Here is a 20,718-nt window from a genome sequence, read left to right as displayed (position 1 = left end):
CTCTCTCCTGAACAAGTCATATTCGGAATAAGCAATGCGAATCTGCCGTCTTATTTCGTCGTGCCCCAGCCTTTATTCCATGCTTCCGTGTAGGCTTTGGCAAAGTCTTGCGATGTTTTATATTTGCCCGCCAGCAGTTCTTGCATCATGCGGCCCGCATCGTCGCCGGAGAAGCCGGCAGGCGAATCCGTGAATGCGATGTTCACGCCGGCTGCAAGAGCGGCGGAAGCTTGATCCTTCAGCGGACCCCAATCCGCGTTGACATCGGTGAACGCGGACGGCTGCTTCAGGAATTCGCTGTATGCCTTCAGGTTCTCAGGCTTGAACAGGAAGTCCAGAAACTTCTTCGCTTCTTCGGGATGCTTGGATTCCGACGTAATGGCGTAAACGGAATCTTCGGCGGACAGCGTGACGGGCTTCAGGTTGTCAGCGAGCGCAGGGAACGGAGAGAAACCGATGTCGCCAGCCATGTCAGGGTTCAGCTTGAGCAGGTCGCCCAGCACCCACATGCCTTGCGTGAAGAGTGCGGATTTACCGCTTGTGAAAGCTTCCTTCTGGTTGTCGTACGTTGCCGTGAGCGCATCCTTGTTGATCAGACCGGCTTTCTTCAGGTCTAGGAGGTGTCCCGCGAGCAGATCGATGCCGCTGCCTGGCGCATCGAACTTCAGCTTGCCGGAATCGTTGTTAATGAACGCTTTCCGCGCTTCCGTTACGCCGAGCTGCTGCTTGACGACGCCGTGCGCCATGAACTCGATCAGGTGGCCGAGCGTCCAGGAATCTTTGCCGGCGAGGAACATCGGCACGACATCGGGCTTCTTGTCGTGGATCGTTTGCAGGTTGCCTTGAAACTCGGTCCACGTTGAAGCTTCTTTCAAGCCCAGCTCCGAAAATATTTTCTTGTTATAGAAGATGCCTGCCATCGTGACGTTCGTTGCGACCTTGAACTGTTTGCCTGTCTTGATGTCCGTGCACAGATCCTTGATGGCGGGAAGAATGCGGGACCAGAACGACTCATTCGACAGATCGAGGTACTTGCCTTGGTCGATGTAGTCTTGCGCGACAACCGTCGTAATGTCCGGAACGTCGCCGGAAGCGAATTTCACCTTGATGACGCTGCTCGCGTCCTTCTGGTATTCTTGCTCGACGTGAATGTTCGGGTTTTCCGCTTCGAACTGCTGAATGAAGGAATTGATCAGATCTACCGTCTCTACCTTGCCGGTGAAGAATTTGAGCGTTACTTTCTCCTGCGAGGCGGGGCTGTCTTCGTTCGAGGAAGAAGACGAATCATTCGAAGACGAATCGGAAGCCGCGTTCGAATTCGTAGACGAAGTCGAGGCGCTGCCTGAATCCGACGGCGCGTCTGCCCTTTCGTTATTATTTTTTCCGCAACCGGCCAGTCCCCCCACGATTAGCATCGAGCACAGAAGCAAAGACAATTTTTTGTGTACCACTTTCATTTCCTCCCTTTTGTCTTGTCGCTTGCACATTCATCATAACGGCAGCCCGATCGTGGACGAAACACCGGAAAATTCGACTTTTGGTACGGGATTTCTAGAAACGGTTACGGCAAGCATCCGCCTTCTTGTATAATGAAGACGCATACAATAGGGGATGGAAAGGTGAATTCGCATGAGAACTGCCGCAGGCTTCATGAGGTACCGCGACTGGAGCATCAAGACGAAGCTTCTCCTAATGACGGGCATGCTTATTCTGGGCTCCGTCTTCCTGGAATCCTATCTTTCCTACGTGCAATATACGAAGGACTTCGAGAACCAATCCTCGCAGCGTGTCCAGCAGATCATCGAGCAGGTTTCGCTCAATATAGACACGTACCTCGACGACTTGTACCGGCTTACGCTGTTTCCGTACCGGAATGCCGCGGTCATGGCATCGCTTGAGGACGCTCCTCCGGCGACAGAGCTTGGGCAGCTCGAGAAGAGACGGCTTATCGAAGGCTTTCTCGACGATATGATGATTTATCCGCGCAAGGACATCCTGCGCATCTCGATCATGACGGACCAAATTTACTCCAGCGCCAGGCTGCCGACGAAGATCGTGCCTGACGACAAGCCTGAAACCTATACATGGTATAAGCGCGCGCTCAAAACCCAAGAGTACATCTTCGTGCCTAATTACATGCAGCCGAATGCGAACGAAAAAGTAAGCGTTTTCTCTATTGTCAAGCAGCTGCGGAGCATAAGCAATACCCAGAAAATTATCGGCGTTATCAAGGCGGACGCCAACTATGAAGGGATTGTCGCCATCTGCGACAAAGCGAAGATGACACAGAACGGAGGCCTGTATCTCCTCGATGATCGCAATCTGTCCATCTATTCGACCAATTCCCGGTTCCAGACGCTTGCTGCCGCGAATACGGGCGTCACGGGCAGCCGGATCGTGGACGGTTACTTGGTGAACACCGCTTCCATACCGAAGCTAGGCTGGAAAGTCGTTTCGGTGAATTCCGTTTCCGAGATGAACCAGCATGCGCTCAAAACGCGCAATATGGCGTTTATATTCGCGGTTGCCAGCTGCTTGTTCGCCTTGCTGGTGCTCGTCCTGATCATCCGCCGCTTCGTCCGGCCGCTGCTCGCGATCGTCCGGCTTATGAAGGAAGTGGAGAACGGCCACCTGGATCTTCGCTTTCAAAGCATGCGCCGCGACGAAATCGGGTATCTCGGTTTCGCCTTCAACCGGCTCGTGTCCAAGATCAGCGACATGCTGTCGGCCAATACCGAGCTCGTCAAGGAAGTATATGAGACGAAGCTGCTGCAGAAGGAAGCCCAGATCAGCGCGCTGCACAGCCAGATCCGTCCGCATTTTCTGTTCAATACGCTGAATTTGATCAGCCTGTCCATGCAGTCCGGCAAAGTGGAGCAGGCGATCGACCATATCAACAGGCTGAGCAGCATCATGCGCAGCATGACGCAGGGAGATAAGGATGTCACCCTGCAGCGGGAAATCGATCTGCTGCATGCTTACCTGGGCATTCAGTGCAGCCGATACGACGGCCGATTGGCTTACTCCGTCGACATCGAGCCATCCTTGCATGCGATGCGAATTCCTTCGTTCATGATACAGCCGATCGTCGAGAATTCGATTCATCACTCCTGCGAGAAGCGGAAGGAGAAGACGACCGTCTCGATCCGCTCCGAAAGAAACGGAAGCGTCCTCAAGCTGATTGTCGAAGACGACGGAGTCGGCATGGACGAGAACGCGCTCGCCCGTCTGCAGGCGAAAGTAAGCGCAATGGACGATTCCGAGATTGCGTCTCCGGCTGCGTCTCCGGCTGGGGCTGGGACTTCTTCCCATAATGGAATTGGGCTGGTCAACGTGAACAAGCGGATCAAGGCCAAATACGGGAGCGATTACGGCTTGAGCATCCATAGCGCGCTTGGCAAAGGAACGATGGTCATCATCACGCTGCCCGGCGAAGCAGCCTAAGGAGGAACGCGAATGTATCGTTTATTTGTCGTCGACGACGAGCCGTTGACGCGCGAATTCATCAGGAATCATCTGTCGGAGCTGCATGCCGAGTGGCAATTCGAGGGAGAAGCCGGGGACGGACAGGAGGCGCTTGACCTGCTGGGAGACGGGCGCCAGGTTGACTTGCTCCTTACGGATATCAAGATGCCGGTCATGGACGGGCTAGAGCTGTCTCGCAACGCGGCGCAGCTGTACCCGAATTTGAAAATCGTCATTCTATCGGGATATGACGAGTTCGCCCTCGTTCAAGAAGCGATGCGCCATGGCGTTTGCGAGTATTTGCTCAAGCCGGTCGTCAAGACGGAGCTTATCGGCATGCTCAGCAAATTAGCGGAACAACTCAAGCTGGAACATGCCAGAAGGATCGCCCACGAGACGATGGTCGGCTTGTCTGAAACGACCAGAACGCAGGTTGTTCACCATTTCCTGCAAGCCGTCATTTCCGAGAATTACGCGGAGATCAAAGCGCTATATCCTTTGCTGTACCGAATGAAAGCCAGCCTGATTGAAGCCGAAGGCGTCGTTATGGCGCTTGAGCTGGACGAAGGCCAGCTGCTGAAGAGGGACATTTCGCCGCGCGATCTGCCGATGTTTCACTATATTATGCATCAGGCTGCGGCCGAGCTTACCGCTGCTGAGACGGGCGCGACGCCATTTTTCGATAGGGAGCAGCGGACCTGTCTCCTCGTTACCGCGGACAACGAAGCTGAGCTGGCGGGAAAGTGCCGGCGGCTGTTCGCGAGCATCAGCGAAACGATGCGGACGATGACAGGGCTTGAGGTCTGGGGAGCAATCGGTACCGTAGAGAACGAATCGCTTCAGCTGAATGTATCGTATCGCAAAGCGCTCTCGCTTTTGAAAAAAAGGCTCTTCTATTCTTCAGCTTGCTTGTTCGCGGACGACAGTGCTGAAGCTGGAGCCGGTGCCGGTGTTCATGACATTACGAAATTGGAAAGAGCCGTTGCAGGGATTCGATCCGCGATGGCGGAGCCGCATGGCAGCGCTTTTGCGTTGGCGCTCAAATCCTACATCGAGCTCATGGACGCTTATTCGGCCGAGCATCTGCTCCGGTTCGGGCTGTTTCTGCTTCGCAGCCTGCGCAGAAGCCAGGAGGATGCGCCGCTGACCGATTATGAGAGCGCCATGCTGCGCTTGCAGCAGGCCAGCAGGCAGGAGCGATTGTCCGCATCGGCATCGCAGGAGACGGTTTCTTCGGTTTTCCGCGATATGCTTCAGCCGCTTGCGCTTGCAGGCTTTACTTGGCCGGAGACGGCAGGCGAAGAAGAGCACGAAATCGTCAAGAAAGCCAAAGCTTACATCATGGATCATTATGCGGAACCGATTAGCCTCGCGCTTATTGCGGAGAAAACGGGCGTTACTCCGGGGTACCTTAGCAATCTGTTCCAGCAGAACGATAATGAATCGTATATTAAGTTCTTGACGCGCGTCCGCATGGAGCATGCCGCCAAGCTGCTTCGGGTTAAGCCAGCCCATAAAGTGTATGCCGTTTCGGAGAAGGTCGGCTACGTCAGCGTCAAGCACTTTTCTCACGTGTTTAAACAGTTTTTTGGCATTCCTCCGGGTGAATATCAGGAGAAGGCGTAAAAGGAACAGATGCAAGGAAAGGCCGTCAGCATAGCTGGCGGTCTTTGTCGTTCATGCGTGTCCGGTGGCATTTTGGGAAATAATACGTTCAACGAAGAGAAACGGAGCGTGAGCCAGTTATGAAAAATGTGAAGCCCTACGCGGTTTTTGCGCTGCTTCTGCCAAGTCTCCTTGCCGTCGACTTAACGATGGATATGCTGATGAACCTGTCGACACACCGGATGATTCGCAATTTCACGTTTCCGTTTCTGATGCTTGATCCGATTGAGAAATTTCTTTTGCTCGGCTTAATTTTCATGTTCTTCCGCAAGTCGCTCTACTTGTTGGTACAGCGCATGCTGCCAGGCAAACAGACAGATCGCAATGGTGGTTCTAGCAATGGCCGTTCAGGCAGTTCAGGCAGTTCGGGTAGCTCAGGCAGTTCAGGCAGTTCAGGCAGTTCAGGCAGTTCAGGCAGTCCAGACGGTTCAGGCAGTTCAGGCAGTCCAGACGGTTCAGGCAGTTCAGGCGGTTCAGACGGCACGTCTTCCAAAGCCGGCGCTCGTTCAGGAGGAAGCAGCAGAACGTCTGTTACGAATGCCCCGTCGAATCAAGCCAATAAGCCATAAGCAGATCGGAATCGCAAATTGCAAGGGAAGGTGCATGTAGTACGGGACGAGCTTGAGCCCTTCCTTCAAGTGCTCGGTCAAGTTGCCTGCAATGGTCAGCGAAGTGAGCAGCACGATGACGCCGATCGGCATGACGAGCGTCTTGTAGTTGCTGACCTTGAACAGATCGCTCGCCGCCAGGATGGAGGCGAACATGAACGTGCCGATCTTGAAGAAGCTCGTAATGATGAGCAGGAACAGCACGACGGAGTCCAGCCTCTGTACGATTTCGGCAAGCCTTAGCCGGCTTAGTGAGGTGAATAGCGGGAAGGTCGCTCTTGATGCGATCTCGACGCCGAGCACAGAGATGTTAACGAAGGTCGCGATGCACAGCAGAACCGCACTGAATGCCATAGCCCCCGTCGTAATCCGCACTGCTTTATACTTCTTGTTCAGATAGGGCAGAAACATCGTCATGACGATCATCTCACCGAAAGGGAACGTGAGTCCGGTCGGGAGCAGCGCTTTCCAGATCGGCTTCCAGCCTTCTCCTAGAATGGGCTGGATGCGGTGGAAATCCGACAGGTCCGACAAGATGACCAAGAGGATAATAAACATAAACACGCCGCAGCACATCAAGAAGAAGATGAACGCCGTACGGGCATATACTTCGATTCCCAGGCTAATGATGTAGCCGACCGCGATAAGCATAAACACGCCTAGAGCAAACATAGGGGTCGCATCATAGGCAGCGGCCGTAAGCAGATCGATGAAGTCGCGCGTATTCCGGCTCGCGATGTACATGAAATAGAGCAGGTAGCCGAAGCCGAGCAGCCAGCCTAGGAAAGGCCCGATAATTCGGCGCGTATAAGTCGTAAACATCAAGCTGGGATACAGCCTGTACAAGCCCCCGCTTACGATGGCGAAGAATAGGATGCCAATCAAGCATCCGGTGAGCGTGACGAGCCAGGCGTCCTGCTTCGCATCCATGCCGACGGGAATGACGACAGCCGTACCGAGCTGGAATAAGGTAATCCATGCAAAAAGATGAATCGGGCCAATATATTCGATCGTCTTCTTCATGCCGCATGCCTCCTAGCTAGCCTAAGGTTTCTCCATCAGCGATTTGCCTCTCATGCCTGTCCGCAAAATCTGACCCTGGAACGCAATACTAATTTCCGCGTCGGTAAATTTGTCCCCCCACTGGCTCTCCACTTTCTTCCACTGCTTCGGATGCTGCCGCTGCAGCACCTCGCCGAAGCCGAACACATCGGTATGGAGCGATTGCGCGCGCTTGATCGCTCCTGTCATATCCGCGATAGCGGTATCGCCCCATTCCTTCTCCATCCTGTTCAGCTCGGCAAGATCGTCCAGCGGAACGGCGCATTTCACCTCGGATATATTGCCTTCAGCCATGACGGTGATCTTCACTTTGGCGCGGTCATTCTGCACAGAGACGTCCGTCTTCGTCTTGCTCTTAATGACTTCGAGCGCGAGCGCATCAGGCTTGTCCTGGCAGCTGAGATTCATGATGGTGCTGCTCATCTTGTTGACGACAAACATGTACCCCCGTGCTTTATCATTGTCGAGCCAGCCGACGAGCTTGCCTTCGCGGAAGAGGGCAACGCCGGTAATTTCGAGATGATAGGGCGGCCTTGTCGTCTCGAGGCTGCTCTTCTTCGTAGCCTCCTCCTCGTTGCCGACGAGCCTAAGTCCGCTCATGGACGGCTCAACGCCCGGATTGATGAGCTTGCGGATCGCATCGTCGATGCCGATGTTGGGCGAGTTTGACCAAATTCGCGACGAGAACTCGGACGATCCCATCAGGGCTTCCGCCTGAATCGGCGCGAGCGGAACGAGCGTGCTGACCAGCAGATCCGGCTTCGTTCCTCTCGCAACGAGCAGCATGGACGTCAGTCGAACCTCGTGGGAGCGCTCGAAGAAGTCGAAAATTTCCTCGATCCCGTTCTTGGCGAGTCGCTCGCCCAGAATGACAACCTGGATGTGCGAGAAGAAGAGCTGCCGCGGCACTTGCTTCGACGCCTTTCGGATGCCTTCGAACAGCGTCTTCGATTTTACGGTGTATACGGAGTAAGGCGCGCCTCCTCCTCCGCCTTTCACCGAATTGCTGAGCTCGCCGGGCATGACGACCTGAAATGCCAATGAATATTCGTCATTGTCCGTTTTATCGATCGACATTGCGGTTACAATCGCGAGCATATTGAGCTCACGGCTGTTCCAGCAGCCGGTGACGAGCAGCGCGGAAGCGATCAGGACGGCTGCCGCCAGTGTAAGCTTCAAGAAGCGAATGCTTGCATTCATCCGAACCTGTACCTCCTTGTGCCTTAAGGGATTTCTAAGTTTGAGGCTTCTGCCCCTGCGCCATCCGAGTCGTATTGTCTGTCATGTCATCCGGCCGCTCTGTATTGCTCCAATGCGGGAGACGGACGAAGAAGTCCTTGAATTGATTGAACTTGAACGGAACGAGCGGAGACAGGAACGAGACGCCGAATGAACGCAGCGCATTCATGTGGGCGACCAGCATGATAAGACCGAGAATGATACCGTAGAAGCCGATCATGCCCGCCGCAATCATGAAGAGAAAACGCAGCAGTCGTGCGGTAATCGCTAAGTTGTACGCCGGAATGGAGAAGTTCGCGATTGCCGTGATGGCCACGACAATAACCATGATCGGCGATACGATGCCGGCTTGAACGGCTGCTTCGCCAAGCACGAGCGCACCGACAATCGATACCGCTTGTCCGACAGCCCGAGGCATCCGGACGCCTGCTTCCCGCAGGATCTCGAAGCTGAGCTCCATCAAGAAGGCTTCGATCAATGCAGGGAACGGCACGCCTTCCCGCGCGCCGGATAAATTAATAAGCAGGGTTGTTGGCAGCATCTCCTGATGAAACGACGTTAGAGCAATATAGACGGCTGGACCGAACAACGAGACGATAAAGGCGGCATACCGCAGCAAGCGGAGAAAGGTGCCGATATCATACCGCTGATAATAGTCCTCGGCCGAAGCAAAAAATTGAGGCAGAATCGTCGGAACAATCAGCGCGAACGGAGTACCATCTACAAGAATGGCAACGCGTCCTTCGATCAGATTCGCCGCAATTACATCGGGTCGTTCTGTGTTATAGATCGTCGGAAAGGGGGAGCTCCAATTATCCTCGATGAACTCCTCGATGTAGCCGGACTCCAGAATGGCGTCGGTATCGATTTTTTCCAGCCGCTTCCGGACCTCCTGCTTAATCTCGTCCTTGACGATGCCTTCAATATACAGCATGGCGACGTTTGTCTGTGTCACTTTACCGATCTTAATCGCCTCGAAGCCGAATTTCTCGCTGCGTATCCGACGGCGGACCAGCGCGATGTTCGTCGGCAGCGATTCGTTGAAGCTGTCCTTCGGTCCGCGAATAACGACTTGTGTGCTCGCTTCCGATACCGCTCGCGTCTCGCCGCCGATTGTGCTGCAGCTGATGCATTGATCCCAGCCGTCGACGAAGAGGAGGGTCTTGCCTGTCAGCAGCTCCAGCAGCATGGTCGTCCAGTTGTCGAGCACTTCGACTTGTCCGACCGTTAGCGCGTTATCGCAAATATATTTGAACGCTTCTTCAGGCGACGCATCGTTTTCCGGCGGCATCTCTGGCAGAAATGGCGACATTAATGAACGCATGACGAATTCGTTCACCATTTCCTTATCCGTGATCGTCTCCAGATAGATGGCCGCAACGTGCTGCTTCTGTCCTGTCCGAAGCGTAAAACGGCGCACGATAAGGTCAGGGCTTGCAGCGACCTCGGATCTGATCCTGTCGATGTTGTCATTAAGGCCGGTTTCGAGATGTCCGCGAGGCACAGAGAGATTGCCGCTACCGCTGTTTCCATTGTCTTTGCCACCGCTCTTGGAACGCGTAGATCGTTTGATCATCTACAGTCTGAGCCTCCTTCGCTGCATGGGTGAAATAGCATCGCATCGGTTAGTATGCCTCGTTTTTCCTTTTTTACCTAAAAATAAAGAAAAAACCGATGAATAGGTTCATCGGCTTGCTTGGTTGTTTGTATGTCCGGTTAGAGCTGCTTGCGAAATTGGGTCGGGCTGACCGAATAGAACTGTTTGAATTTGCGTGTGAAATAGTCCGGTGAATGGAAGCCGACCTCGTACGCGATCTCCGTTATGTTGCGCGGCGAGAATCGAATGAGCCGTTCCGCATGCTTCATGCGCAGCTTGATCAGCCAGTCGATAATCGTCTCGCCCACCTGCTCCTTGAACAGGTGGGCGAGGCGGGAGGGCGATAGACAGACCAGCTTGGCAAGATGCTCGATCTGACATTCCTTCGCATAGTGCTGCTGGAGGTAAACCTGAACCTCTCTGATCCGGCTGTCGATGCTTCGCGGGTTTGCGGTCTGGCCAATTGTAAGCAGCAAAATCTCTTCCAGTGCATTCAGCGCAAGCTCTTCCCGGTACGTGCTCACTTGATAATGGCTGTGGCTGTAATGCTGAAGACGTTTGAACGCCGTTTCTATTCGTTGTTTGGATTCATCTTGCTCAATAGACAGCTGGGTAATCGGATTCGAAGGAATGGGCAGGGCAAGCCAGTCCGTCCAAGCGGGCCTCGGCAGGAAGTGGCACCACATTTTCTCCCAATTGGTTCCTGGCGCCGTGTAGTAGAGGTGAGGTGTGTTCGGCGGTATGAGGATCATATCGCCTGAGCGGCTAAAGAGAGGATGATCGCCGTCCAGGACGATGCCTTGTCCGGAGATGGTGTACATGATGAGCCAATCCTTCGTCCCTCGCAAACGGAAGGTCGAATAGCCATAGGGCAAATCATAATGATCCATATGCAGAATGCCAGGCTGCGGAGCGGGAGTCTCGTCCCGGCCAAGATGATCGCGCACCATCTTCATTCGCTCACAGTTCCCTTCACAATAGCAGTATTGTACGGGTATTGGGCATGATTCTACATTCCTAATAGTAGCGCTGTTTCTTATAATATGAAAGCGCTTAATTCGGCTTTAAGGAAGGGGGGCATGCAAGTGACGCGGCTGCCGCGCCATGAATGAAAGTGAACCATCACTACTAACGAAGTGGAGGAAGTGAAATGGTACTTAGGCGATTAAAACCGGTCTCGCTTGCGCTTTCCATCTTGCTCTTGCTTTCTGCAGCTCCAGGAATTTTCACGGGTCGAGCTTACGCGGCCGCTTATACTGCAGTCGTCTCCCCAAGCGATCAGCGCCAGACGGTAGAGGGTTGGGGCACGTCGCTGTCTTGGTGGGCGAATATGGTCGGGGGCTGGCCTTCGACTACACGCGGTACGATTGCGGATTTGCTGTTCACGACGACTTCCGGCATCGGTCTGAATGTCGCACGGTACAATATTTCCGGCGGGGATAACCCGTCGCATACGCATCTGCGTCCGGATGCGGCAGTTCCCGGCTACATGACATCGGCCGGCGTCTATGATTGGACGCGCGATGCGAATCAGCGGACGATGCTGAGCCTTGCGATGGCTAGGGGGGCGAACCATGTGGAGGCGGTCAACTATTCGCCGCCGTACTTCATGACGATTTCAGGCGATTCGGCAGGCAACAATCCTGGCTATATCGATAATCTGGCTAGTTCGAATTACGGTGCGTTCGTCGATTATTTGACGGAGGTGGTGAAGCATTTTCGCGATAGCTGGGGCGTGAACTTCGAGTACCTGGATCCGCTGAACGAGCCGGACGGTTCTTGGACGGCAGGCGGTCCGCAGGAGGGCGCGCACTTCGATGCGGCGAGTCAAGAGGCGATCATTCAGCAGACGTACAATTCGTTGAATACGAAAGGGCTGCTGAGTACGACGAAGGTGACGGCGAGCGACTTCCAGAGCGTCGATACGGCGGTTAGCCAGTGGAACGGTTTTAGCAGCACGACGAAGAACGATGTGGCGAAAATCAACTTCCATACGTACGGCGGCTCCAACCGTTCGGGCATTCAAGTGGCAGCTGCGACGAGCGGCAAGAAGCTGTGGATGTCGGAGTACGGCACCGGCGGTTCGGCAGGGCATACGCATACGGATGTGCAGCCTGGGCTCGCGCTCGCTTCGATGATTATGAAGGATATGAAGGAATCCGGCGCTTCCGTGTGGGCGGTGTGGGATGCGCTAGAGTCGGAATCGGAGGATGTCGGCGGCAACACAAGCTGGGGGCTGATCCATGCCGACTATGCGAATCAGACGTATAACGTGACGAAACAATATTATGCGATGGGCAATTTCAGCAAGTACATTCGCGAAGGTTATAAGATCGTAGGCGTAAATGACGCGAACTCGCTCGCCGCATGGGATCCGGCTTCCCAGAAGCTCGTCGTTGTGACGCTGAACAATTCGAGTACGAGCAACAGCGTGACGTATGATCTGAGCGGCTTTACGACAGTGGGTACGCCGGCTTCCGCGTATCGAACTTCAAATACAGAATCGCTCGCATCGGTGACAGCGCCGACGATGTCGGGCAAGCAGTTCACGGCAACGGCGAACGCGAACTCGATTACGACGTATGTGATCTCAGGCGTTACATATGCACCGACGCAGCAGACGATTAACGATACGGCGTCGGCGTTCACGTATAACGGCACATGGAACTACTACAACGGCCAGACGGGTGCGTACAACAATGATGTTCATTATTCGAATACGACGAACAGCTATTTTCAGGTGAATTTTACAGGCACGAACATCGTACTTAGCGGGCCGAAATCGTCCGACTCCGGCATTATGGCCGTCTCCGTCGACGGCGGCACAGCAACGAATGTCGATCTCTACTCGGCGAGCAGGGTCGATAATATTCCGCTCTGGACCAGCAGCACGCTCGCTTCGGGTGCGCATACGCTGAAGGTCACGGTGACCGGCACGAAGAATGCGAGCTCTTCGAACACATTTGTTTCGGCGGACTCGGTTACTGTGTCGACGGCGGGGGTGAACTTGGCGACGAACCCGGGCTTCGAGGCGAACGGCAGCTCGTCGCAGACGATTACGAGCTGGAGCACATGGCCGGGTACGGCTGGCACGGACGCGGATGCGGACTATGTGGAAACAAGCGCTCAAGTCGTCCCGCATACCGGCAATTTGAAGCTGGTTCATTGGAAAGCTTCGGCGTATCAGGTGTACACGTACCAGGTGGTGACTGGGTTGCCGAGCGGTCTGTATACGCTGAAAGCATGGGTGCAATCGAGCGGCGGGCAGTCCACCGCGTGGATGGTCGCCAAGAACTACGGCGGCAGCCAGCTGACGGCGAACATCGGGGCGGCGTCGACGTGGACACAGATTTCGATCCCGAACATCAACGTCACGAACGGGACGGCGGAGATCGCGTTCTACTCCATCGCGAATGCGAACAACTGGCTCGCGGCGGATGATGTGGAGTTTTATAAGCAGTAGGGTTGAGCTCCTACACTAGTTTTTTAAATTCTCGCACTCACCCATACGCCTTCTACCACACAAACGCAATACAAGAGTGGTTGCCGAGAGTCGGAGAATCCGACTCTCGGTCCCCCTCGCAGCTCCAAGCAGTCGCAGATTGCGAGAGGAAGAAGCGGAGAGAGCAAATACGCTCTCTCAGCCTGCAAAAGAGGCGGTTGGCACCCGTGAGAGAGCGAATACGCTCTCTCACGCGTCGAAAACGCCGCGCCGCCCGCGAAAAAGAAGCGGAGAGAGCAAATACGCTCTCTCAGCCTGCAAAAGAGGCAGTTGGCACCCGTGAGAGAGCGAATACGCTCTCTCACGCGTCGAAAACGCCGCGCCGCCCGAGTAAACAAAATTGAGAGAGCAGATACGTTCTCTCAGCCTGCAATATTGGCGGTCTGCAGCTGTGAGAGTGTTCATTCTCTCACGGGAGTTTTTATTGAGTTAGTGGGGGAGTCGAGCTAAGGGGAGTGCGAGAGGTAGGCGAGCGATGGAAGGGGGGCGGGAAGGCATGTGATGCGCTGCGGGACGAGTTGGAGTGAGAGGGCGAGTGCAGCTCGGAGACGAATATGAGAGTGTAACTGGAACTTGTTTGTTGCTGAGAGTCGGAGAATCCGACTCTCAGAGTGAAAACGGGGCTAGAGGGAAGCCGAGAGTCGGAAATTCCGACTCTGAATGTAGAAGAGCGGTCCTGTTAGGGGTTATTGGTTGCTGAGAGTCGGAAAATCCGACTGTCAGCGGGAAAACAGGGCAAGAGAGAAGCTGAGAGTCGGAAAATTCGACTCTCAGTCTCCCCTTCGCAGCTCCACGTAGTCGCAGATTGCGAGAGGAAAAAGCTGAGAGAGCAAATACGCTCTCTCACGTCTCGAAAACACCGCCCTGCCAGAGTCCCCTTCGCGATCGCGAGCTTAGCCGATCACGAAGGGGGATTTTTACACCGAATCCTATTGAACGATTCGGAGGCAAGGTATATAATCAAATGTGCCCGGGCACAAAAACACATGGTTACCTGCTCTCAAAGCTCTGGCATCTATTTGCTTAATAGCCAGGAGGGGAGAAAATGGGCAGATATTCAGCTGAATTGCGCAATCAAGACGGCTTTAGCATTATCGTGCTCAAGGACTCGGCCAGCGATAGCATCGCCAAGCTGATTCCCGCAGTGGGCAACAATTTATTCAGCTTCCAGCAAGGCGGACACGAGGTAATTCGAACACCGATCAGCCTGCAGACGCTACAGAACGAAACTTTCGCGTGCTCCAAATATGGAACACCGATATTATTTCCGCCCAACCGGGTTCGAAACGGCACTTATTCATTTAATGGCCGCACCTATCAGCTGCCAATAAATGAGCCGCCGCATTTTCACCTACATGGGGAGCTCATCAGCAGAGGCTGGCATCTCGTAGAGTTCGGTGCCCTAGACGGCATAGGCGCATGGGCGAAGAGCCGCTTCAGCTTCAGTGAGCATCCGGACATGATGGATTATTATCCGCATGCGATTTCTTTTACCATTACCTATCGGCTGCTTGACGGAAAGCTTCATATGGAGAGCTCGATCGTTAACGAAGGGGCTGATGAGGCACCGTTCGCGTATGGCTTGCATCCTTATTTTTCGGTACCGTATGAAAGCGGTAACAATGTGATGCTGCAAGTTCCAGCGAAGGATGAGTGGCCGGTTACGAATCAAGCTTTTGTCATCGAACAGCCATCTGTAACGGGGCTTAGCCTGAGCATTCGCGATGGCATCGACCTTGTGAACTATCCCGTTCTGGGCTGCTCCTTACTGACGATGGATCAAGCAGCGAAACCGATTTGCCGCATAGCGATCCCGCAGCGAGGCTACACCATTGCATACCAATTGGATGATTCGTTCCCTTACGTTCTGCTGTTCCGCCCGGACTGGGACGATGCGTTCTCCATTGAACCATACACCTACGTGACTGACGCGTTTAATTTGCCATATCCATCTGAACGGACAGGCGCACAGGGCATTCGCCCCGGCGAAGAACGCCGTTTGACGACGACTCTGTGGACAGAGCAATCGAATCTTAAAATAGAGGAGGATCGCATTATGCAGCAAAGCACCGACAGCAACAACAGCAATACGAGCAACAGCAACTCCGGCATCGCTGAGAAGCTCGGCATTGATTTCTCCACTGTAATCAAGCCAGAGATGCCGCAGCGCAAAGACTACCGGATCGGCTGCATCGGCTCCGGCTTTATTATGCGGGACTGCCATCTCGTTGCCTACCGTGACGCTGGCTTCAATCCGGTTGCGATCGCATCGCGCACCTATGACAATGCCAAGGAAGTCGCGGAGCTGCGCGGCATTCCGAAGGTGCACCGCACCTGGGAGGAGCTCGTCCGCGATCCCGAGATCGAAATTCTCGATATCGCCTTCCCGCCTGACCGGCAGCTCGAAGTCGTCCGCGAAGCGGTGAAGCAGCCACATATCCGAGGCATTCTGTGCCAGAAGCCGCTCGCGATGAATTCGCGCGAAGCGCGTGAAATCGTCGACCTGTGCGAAGCCGCCGGCATCAAAGTCGCGGTTAACTCGAATATGCGCTACGACCAGTCGATTCGCGCGCTCAAAGCCATCCTCGATCGCGGTCTGCTCGGGCAGCCGGTGCTTGCGACGATCGAGATGCGGGCGATTCCGCACTGGCAAGCTTTTCTGCAGCAGTACGATCAGATTGAGATCCTGAACATGGGCATTCATCATATCGATTCCTTCCGCTATCTGTTCGGAGACCCGGAGAAGGTGACCGCGGTTGCCCGCAGAGATCCGCGCACGCAGTTCCCGCACATCGACGGCATCTCGCAATATACGTTCCAATATGCGAGCGAGCTGATGGCGACGAGCCTTGACGATGTATGGGCATGGCCGGGTGAAGGAACCGAGAAAGATATTTATATCAAGTGGCGGGTAGAAGGGCTGGATGGCATGGCGACTGGCACGATCGGCTGGCCGACCTACCCGGAGCGCACGCCGAGCACACTCGCTTTCACGACGCGGCAAGCGTCTGGCGAATGGCATCGCCCGCAGTGGGATTCGGTATGGTTCCCGGATGCGTTCCAGGGAACGATGGCGCAGCTGCTCCGCGCCGTGGAATCCGGCAGCGAGCCGGAGATTGGCGGCCGCGACAATTTGCGGACGATGGCAGCGATTGACGCATGCTACAAGTCGATTGCCGAAGGCAGAACGGTGCAGTTCAAGGAAGTACTATAACTTTTATTGGAGGTCATCTGACATGTTATCCGTTGGTATTTTTAATGCATACTATCCGTATTCTCTTGAGGAATCCATCGCTCGAATGAAGAAGGACGGCTTCTCCTGCGTACAGCTCGACCTATCGTTCAAAGGGATGGATCTGTCGGCGGATGCGCTCACGAGAGAGAAATGCCGCACGATCCGCGATGCGTTCCGTGATGCGAATCTTCCAATCGTCTGCATCTCGGGTTACACGAATATTATTCATAGCGATCCAGTGAAACGCCAAGAGAATATCTACGGCCTTAAGAAAATCATCCAATTCGCGCGTGACCTCGGCAGCCCGTATGTGGTTAGCGAGACAGGCACGTTCAATACGGAGAGCGACTGGGTATGGGATCCGAAGAACGGTACGGAAGAAGCTTACGAAGAGGTATGCAAGCAAATTGAAGAGCTCTCGAAGTTCGCTTATGATCACGGCGCGATGTTCCTCGTCGAGAACTACGTGAACAACGTTATCGGCTCCGTCGATCAAGTTGCGCGTCTCTTCTCGGACGTGAATCATCCCGGCCTCGGCTTGCTGATGGACCCAACGAATTACTACACGGACACGAACATCGACCATATCGATGAAACGCTGCACCGCATTTTCAACACGCTCGGCGACAAAATCAAAATCGCGCACGCCAAAGACTGCAAGCCTGCAGAAGATACAGGTGAGAAGCACGCCAACATCGACGCATCCGAGTCGCATTCGTTCCGCGGCGCCGGTGCCGTTGAGCTGCCTGCTCCGGGGCTTGGCATCCTGAACTATGATCTGTACCTTGAGCGTCTCGCGAAGCTTCATCCGAACGTGCCTATCATTATCGAACACTTGGAAGAGGAAGACATTCCACGGGCGAAGCGGTTCCTGGACGGCAAGCTGAAATCAGTCGGCGTCTAAATAGGCGTCTAAATAGCTCGGCGTTAGCAGAAGTTAATAGATGTCAACTTTTGCTAACTGCTCCTCTTGATAGGAACGATCGATTCGCTCTATAATTGATAAGGCTAATGGCACATAGAGTTATATTGCAGGCTATCACAGGAGTGAATTATGACTGTTACGATAAGAGAAATCGCCAAGCATGCAGGCGTATCAAGAGGAACGGTCGATCGGGTGCTGAATGACCGCCCAGGCGTGAAGCCTGAGGTGCGCGACAGAATCCTGGAGATTGTGAATGAACTAAATTATGTACCGAATATTGCGGCCAAAGCGCTGGCTTACCAGAAGAAGCCCGTCACATTCGGCATCGTCATGCCGCCCAAAGATATTCGATTCTTCGAATCCATTCGGAGCGGAATTACTAGCGCGGCGGAGGAACTGAAGGACCTCGGCGTCCGGCTGGAATATCGGTATGTGGACAATAAACGTCCCGAAGAAGGGGCAGGCGCGATCCACGAGCTCGTGGAGGCAGGCGTCAGCGGCATTATGTTCTCTGTGATGGACGATGAGCTCATCCGCGAGAGCATCGATGCCGCGGCGCAGAAGAACGTACCTGTCGTCACGTTCAATTCGGACGTCGAGGGCAGCAAGCGTGTCTGTTTCGTCGGCCAAGATTTGCACAAGAGCGGCGTCGTCGCAGCAGGACTGATGAACAGGGTGCTGCCTGCGGAAGCGAAGGTCATTATCGTTACAGGCAGCTTGAAGTTCCACGCGCATCGCTCGCGGGTGGAAGGATTCAAGCAAGGGCTGGCGAATAGCGGCAGCCGTCTGCAAGTAGCGCGCGTCATCGAAGGGTTCGACCGATACGAGGATACGTTCGCGTTGCTGAATCAGACCTTGAGCGAGCACACGGATATTAGCGGGATCTACATGGCGACCGGCGATATCGCCGCTTGTCTCGAAGTGATCAAGCTTCAGCGCCTGGAAGGGAAGCTGCGGGTCATCTGCAACGACTTAATGCCCGAGGCGGAGCATGGGCTGCGCGAGCGGATCATCGATTTCACCATTGTTCAGAACCCGGAGAGACAAGGCTACTTATCGCTGCGCCTGCTGTTTGATCTCGTCTTTGCGGGGAAGCAGCCGGAGACGGAGCATTATTTTACGGAAACCCATATTTACATCCCCGAGAGCCTGTAGGGGATTCTTTTTTACAGTACATTGTGCCCGAGCACAAGCTTGTCCGACTAAAATAAGTTGAGGAGGAGATTCGGATGGCCATCGTTGTACAGCGAAGAGATTATAGTTTGTTAGGGCCTGAGAGCAAGCAGGCTGACGAGAAGGGGCTGGCATCTGCGCAATGGCATGCTACGCCAATTCCGCGTGCGAGAATGAAGGAGCTTATGAAACGTAAGGACGGTCCTGCAATCCGGGATACGCTGATCTGGCTCGGCGGCTTGATCATTCTGGGGTACCTTGCATACCTATCTTGGGGAACATGGTGGGCGGTGCCGGCTTTCTTCCTCTATGGCACGCTCTATGCATCGCCTGGCGACTCAAGATGGCATGAGTGCGGACACGGAACGGCGTTCAAGACGCCATGGATGAACGATGTCGTCTACCATATCGGTTCGTTCTGCGTGCTTCGTTCCGCAACGCCCTGGCGCTGGAGCCACTCCCGCCATCATACCGATACGATTATTGTTGGCCGGGATCCAGAGATTATCACCGCAAGACCTCCGATCTGGAAGATCCTCTACATGCAAATTTTCCATCTGTATGGGGGACCAATTGAGATAAAAAGGTTCATTTTGCACACATTCGGCAAGTTGGAGGAGCAGGAGAAGGAATATATCCCGGCTTCGGAGTATGATAAGGTATTTCGCGAAGCTCGCATCTACATGCTGATCTTCCTGGCAGTCATTGCCGCATGTATCGTAACAGGCAGCGTTTTGCCAGCGATGTTTATTATTCTGCCTACTTTTTACGGCGGGCTGCTTGTGCTGACGTTCGGTATTACACAGCATCTCGGACTCTACGAGGACGTGCTGGATCACCGGCTTAACACCCGGACGGTCTACTTTAATCCTGTCTTCCGGTTCCTCTACTGGAACATGAACTATCATGTGGAGCACCACATGTTCCCGATGGTTCCGTACCATGCGCTGCCGAAGCTGCATGAGGAGATGAAGTACGACTGTCCGGAAGCGCGGCCTAGCTTGTGGGCAGCACTTCGCGAAGTAATCGGCGCATTGCGCAAACAGAAGCATGATCCGGCTTATGTCGTCGTGAAGCCGCTGCCGGTAACGGCGCTGCCATACCGCTATGGACCGGAACTTAATGATGATCTAGAACTGACAAGGAGTGAAGCTTAAGTGGCATGGGTTGAAGTGTGTGAAGCAGGCGAAGTTGATGTGGAGGATGTTATTCGATTCGATCAAGAGGATCGCTCCTTCGCGGTGTATCGTTCCGACAAAGGTGATTATTACGCGACAGACGGTTTCTGCACGCATGGCCGCTTTCATCTCGCGGACGGGCTTGTAATGGGGAAATTGATCGAGTGCCCGAAGCATAACGGTCGATTCGATATTACGAGCGGCGCTGCAGTACGTGTGCCGGCTTGCAAAGACTTGCAGACATACCCGGTAAAAGTCGAAGCAGGCAGAGTATATATTAATATTGAGTAGGAACAAGCGTTGCAAGCAGGTATATTGCACTAATTCAATGACGGCTCGTCTTACGGCTTAAGCACCTAGCCGAAGGCGGCCGTTTTTTATATAATTTATTGTTTTTTATATCTCTAATAAACTTCTAATATTTTCCTAAAATCTCGCACCTATAATGAGACTTGTAAACAACCATACGAAGAACGGAGTGGTCAAATGGAATCATTTCTTGCGCAGCGTATTGAGGCAATGAGATGCGAGATGATTGACAAGGCTTCGACGTACGGGAGTTTCACTCATGAGAAAGTCGTTTCCATCAGCCAGCGGTTAGATCGTTACATCGTTGTGTATCAGAAGCTTAAGAAGAAGAAGCTGCACCGGGTAGGATAAGAGAGTAAATATAGAACGTGGGGACCTGCTAACTGGATAATTCCGGTTGAAATAGCAGGTCTTTTTCTGTCCAGCGTTACCGGTGCAAACCTGCAATGTTCGACGGAATTCTCTTATTCCTGCCCTTTTACCTCTCCGAATTCCCCCATTTTTGAATCAGCCCAAACCAGTACATTTCCAGAATGATCAGCATTTTCGCGTAAACTCCTGCATAAATTCCCCCAATATACGAAATGTTGAAATCGTTTACAATGGTTCCATGGCCGTACATACCTACTACAGAGAGATGAAAGGGGTTATATAAGATTTCCATAAAAGTGTCAATTAAAGATTTCTTAAATAATAGTCTGAATTGCGCTAACTTTCAAAAAAATGCTTTGTACAATTGCTAAATATCTGGTAAATTCTA

15 protein-coding genes are annotated in these 20,718 nt (G+C 53.6%); 10 read left to right on the top strand and 5 right to left on the bottom strand.

Annotated elements, in window-relative coordinates; all coding sequences use genetic code 11:
* Positions 1-50 precede the first annotated feature (50 nt).
* Positions 51-1,451 (bottom strand): ABC transporter substrate-binding protein, encoded by a 1,401-nt coding sequence (locus A8990_RS09830; protein ID WP_181909493.1) that lies wholly within the window; start codon positions 1,449-1,451, stop codon positions 51-53.
* 178 nt (positions 1,452-1,629) lie between these two features.
* Between A8990_RS09830 and A8990_RS09825 the strand changes: the two genes are divergently transcribed.
* From A8990_RS09825 to A8990_RS31485, 3 genes are all read left to right on the top strand, one after another.
* Positions 1,630-3,444 (top strand): sensor histidine kinase, encoded by a 1,815-nt coding sequence (locus A8990_RS09825; RefSeq protein ID WP_116188852.1) that lies wholly within the window; start codon positions 1,630-1,632, stop codon positions 3,442-3,444.
* Between the two features lie 12 nt (positions 3,445-3,456).
* The gene (locus tag A8990_RS09820) at positions 3,457-5,091 is read left to right on the top strand and encodes a response regulator (protein WP_116188851.1); all 1,635 of its coding nucleotides are present in this window, start codon (positions 3,457-3,459) and stop codon (positions 5,089-5,091) included.
* A gap of 119 nt (positions 5,092-5,210) precedes the next feature.
* Positions 5,211-5,699, top strand: coding sequence for a YczF family membrane protein (locus tag A8990_RS31485; RefSeq protein WP_181909492.1), 489 nt, complete (start codon positions 5,211-5,213; stop codon positions 5,697-5,699).
* On the opposite strand, the gene A8990_RS09810 is transcribed toward A8990_RS31485, so the two are convergent.
* The 4 genes from A8990_RS09810 to araC all read right to left on the bottom strand — a co-directional run bounded on the left by A8990_RS09810 (position 5,637) and on the right by araC (position 10,592).
* A complete protein-coding gene (locus A8990_RS09810) occupies positions 5,637-6,761 on the bottom strand; it encodes a GerAB/ArcD/ProY family transporter (protein ID WP_116188850.1) in 1,125 nt (374 codons plus the stop codon). The genes A8990_RS31485 and A8990_RS09810 overlap by 63 nt on opposite strands.
* Positions 6,762-6,782: 21 nt before the next feature.
* Positions 6,783-8,000, bottom strand: a complete 1,218-nt coding sequence (locus A8990_RS09805; RefSeq protein WP_116188849.1) for a Ger(x)C family spore germination protein — start codon at positions 7,998-8,000, stop codon at positions 6,783-6,785.
* Between the two features lie 34 nt (positions 8,001-8,034).
* Positions 8,035-9,615, bottom strand: a complete 1,581-nt coding sequence (locus A8990_RS09800; protein ID WP_116188848.1) for a spore germination protein — start codon at positions 9,613-9,615, stop codon at positions 8,035-8,037.
* Between the two features lie 140 nt (positions 9,616-9,755).
* Positions 9,756-10,592 (bottom strand): arabinose operon transcriptional regulator AraC, encoded by an 837-nt coding sequence (gene araC / locus A8990_RS09795; protein ID WP_116188847.1) that lies wholly within the window; start codon positions 10,590-10,592, stop codon positions 9,756-9,758.
* Positions 10,593-10,786: 194 nt separating this feature from the next.
* Here araC and A8990_RS09790 point away from each other — a divergent pair, with 194 nt between their 5' ends.
* From A8990_RS09790 to A8990_RS09755, 7 genes are all read left to right on the top strand, one after another.
* Positions 10,787-13,099: a glycoside hydrolase gene (locus tag A8990_RS09790; RefSeq protein ID WP_116188846.1), complete on the top strand. Its 2,313-nt coding sequence runs from the start codon at positions 10,787-10,789 to the stop codon at positions 13,097-13,099.
* Between the two features lie 1,084 nt (positions 13,100-14,183).
* The gene (locus A8990_RS32065; RefSeq protein WP_245995929.1) at positions 14,184-16,352 is read left to right on the top strand and encodes an aldose epimerase family protein; all 2,169 of its coding nucleotides are present in this window, start codon (positions 14,184-14,186) and stop codon (positions 16,350-16,352) included.
* 22 nt (positions 16,353-16,374) lie between these two features.
* Positions 16,375-17,277 carry a sugar phosphate isomerase/epimerase family protein gene (locus A8990_RS09775; RefSeq protein WP_116188845.1) on the top strand — a complete coding sequence of 301 codons (903 nt, stop codon included), beginning with the start codon at positions 16,375-16,377 and terminating at the stop codon, positions 17,275-17,277.
* 150 nt (positions 17,278-17,427) lie between these two features.
* A complete protein-coding gene (locus A8990_RS09770) occupies positions 17,428-18,453 on the top strand; it encodes a LacI family DNA-binding transcriptional regulator (protein WP_116188844.1) in 1,026 nt (341 codons plus the stop codon).
* 74 nt (positions 18,454-18,527) lie between these two features.
* Positions 18,528-19,628 (top strand): fatty acid desaturase family protein, encoded by a 1,101-nt coding sequence (locus A8990_RS09765; protein WP_116188843.1) that lies wholly within the window; start codon positions 18,528-18,530, stop codon positions 19,626-19,628.
* A complete protein-coding gene (locus tag A8990_RS09760; protein WP_116188842.1) occupies positions 19,629-19,940 on the top strand; it encodes a MocE family 2Fe-2S type ferredoxin in 312 nt (103 codons plus the stop codon). It abuts the gene before it with no gap.
* Positions 19,941-20,135: 195 nt separating this feature from the next.
* Positions 20,136-20,309 (top strand): aspartyl-phosphate phosphatase Spo0E family protein, encoded by a 174-nt coding sequence (locus A8990_RS09755; RefSeq protein WP_116188841.1) that lies wholly within the window; start codon positions 20,136-20,138, stop codon positions 20,307-20,309.
* Positions 20,310-20,718: the final 409 nt, after the last annotated feature.

Origin of the sequence: Paenibacillus taihuensis, from assembly GCF_003386535.1 — a bacterium.
GTDB classification, from domain to species: Bacteria; Bacillota; Bacilli; order Paenibacillales; family Paenibacillaceae; genus Paenibacillus_Z; species Paenibacillus_Z taihuensis.
Note: the sequence above shows the minus strand (reverse complement) of the source record. Positions and strands in the feature narration are given on the sequence as shown.

Bases quoted from the DNA above. Each gene is read 5' to 3' on its own strand.
- A8990_RS09825 (WP_116188852.1), top strand. From the start codon at position 1,630: ATGAGAACTGCCGCAGGCTTCATGAGGTACCGCGACTGGAGCATCAAG.
- A8990_RS09820 (WP_116188851.1), top strand. From the start codon at position 3,457: ATGTATCGTTTATTTGTCGTCGACGACGAGCCGTTGACGCGCGAATTC.
- A8990_RS31485 (WP_181909492.1), top strand. From the start codon at position 5,211: ATGAAAAATGTGAAGCCCTACGCGGTTTTTGCGCTGCTTCTGCCAAGT.
- A8990_RS09810 (WP_116188850.1), bottom strand. From the start codon at position 6,761: ATGAAGAAGACGATCGAATATATTGGCCCGATTCATCTTTTTGCATGG.
- A8990_RS09805 (WP_116188849.1), bottom strand. From the start codon at position 8,000: ATGAATGCAAGCATTCGCTTCTTGAAGCTTACACTGGCGGCAGCCGTC.
- A8990_RS09800 (WP_116188848.1), bottom strand. From the start codon at position 9,615: ATGATCAAACGATCTACGCGTTCCAAGAGCGGTGGCAAAGACAATGGA.
- araC (WP_116188847.1), bottom strand. From the start codon at position 10,592: ATGAAGATGGTGCGCGATCATCTTGGCCGGGACGAGACTCCCGCTCCG.
- A8990_RS09790 (WP_116188846.1), top strand. From the start codon at position 10,787: ATGGTACTTAGGCGATTAAAACCGGTCTCGCTTGCGCTTTCCATCTTG.
- A8990_RS32065 (WP_245995929.1), top strand. From the start codon at position 14,184: ATGGGCAGATATTCAGCTGAATTGCGCAATCAAGACGGCTTTAGCATT.
- A8990_RS09775 (WP_116188845.1), top strand. From the start codon at position 16,375: ATGTTATCCGTTGGTATTTTTAATGCATACTATCCGTATTCTCTTGAG.
- A8990_RS09770 (WP_116188844.1), top strand. From the start codon at position 17,428: ATGACTGTTACGATAAGAGAAATCGCCAAGCATGCAGGCGTATCAAGA.
- A8990_RS09765 (WP_116188843.1), top strand. From the start codon at position 18,528: ATGGCCATCGTTGTACAGCGAAGAGATTATAGTTTGTTAGGGCCTGAG.
- A8990_RS09755 (WP_116188841.1), top strand. From the start codon at position 20,136: ATGGAATCATTTCTTGCGCAGCGTATTGAGGCAATGAGATGCGAGATG.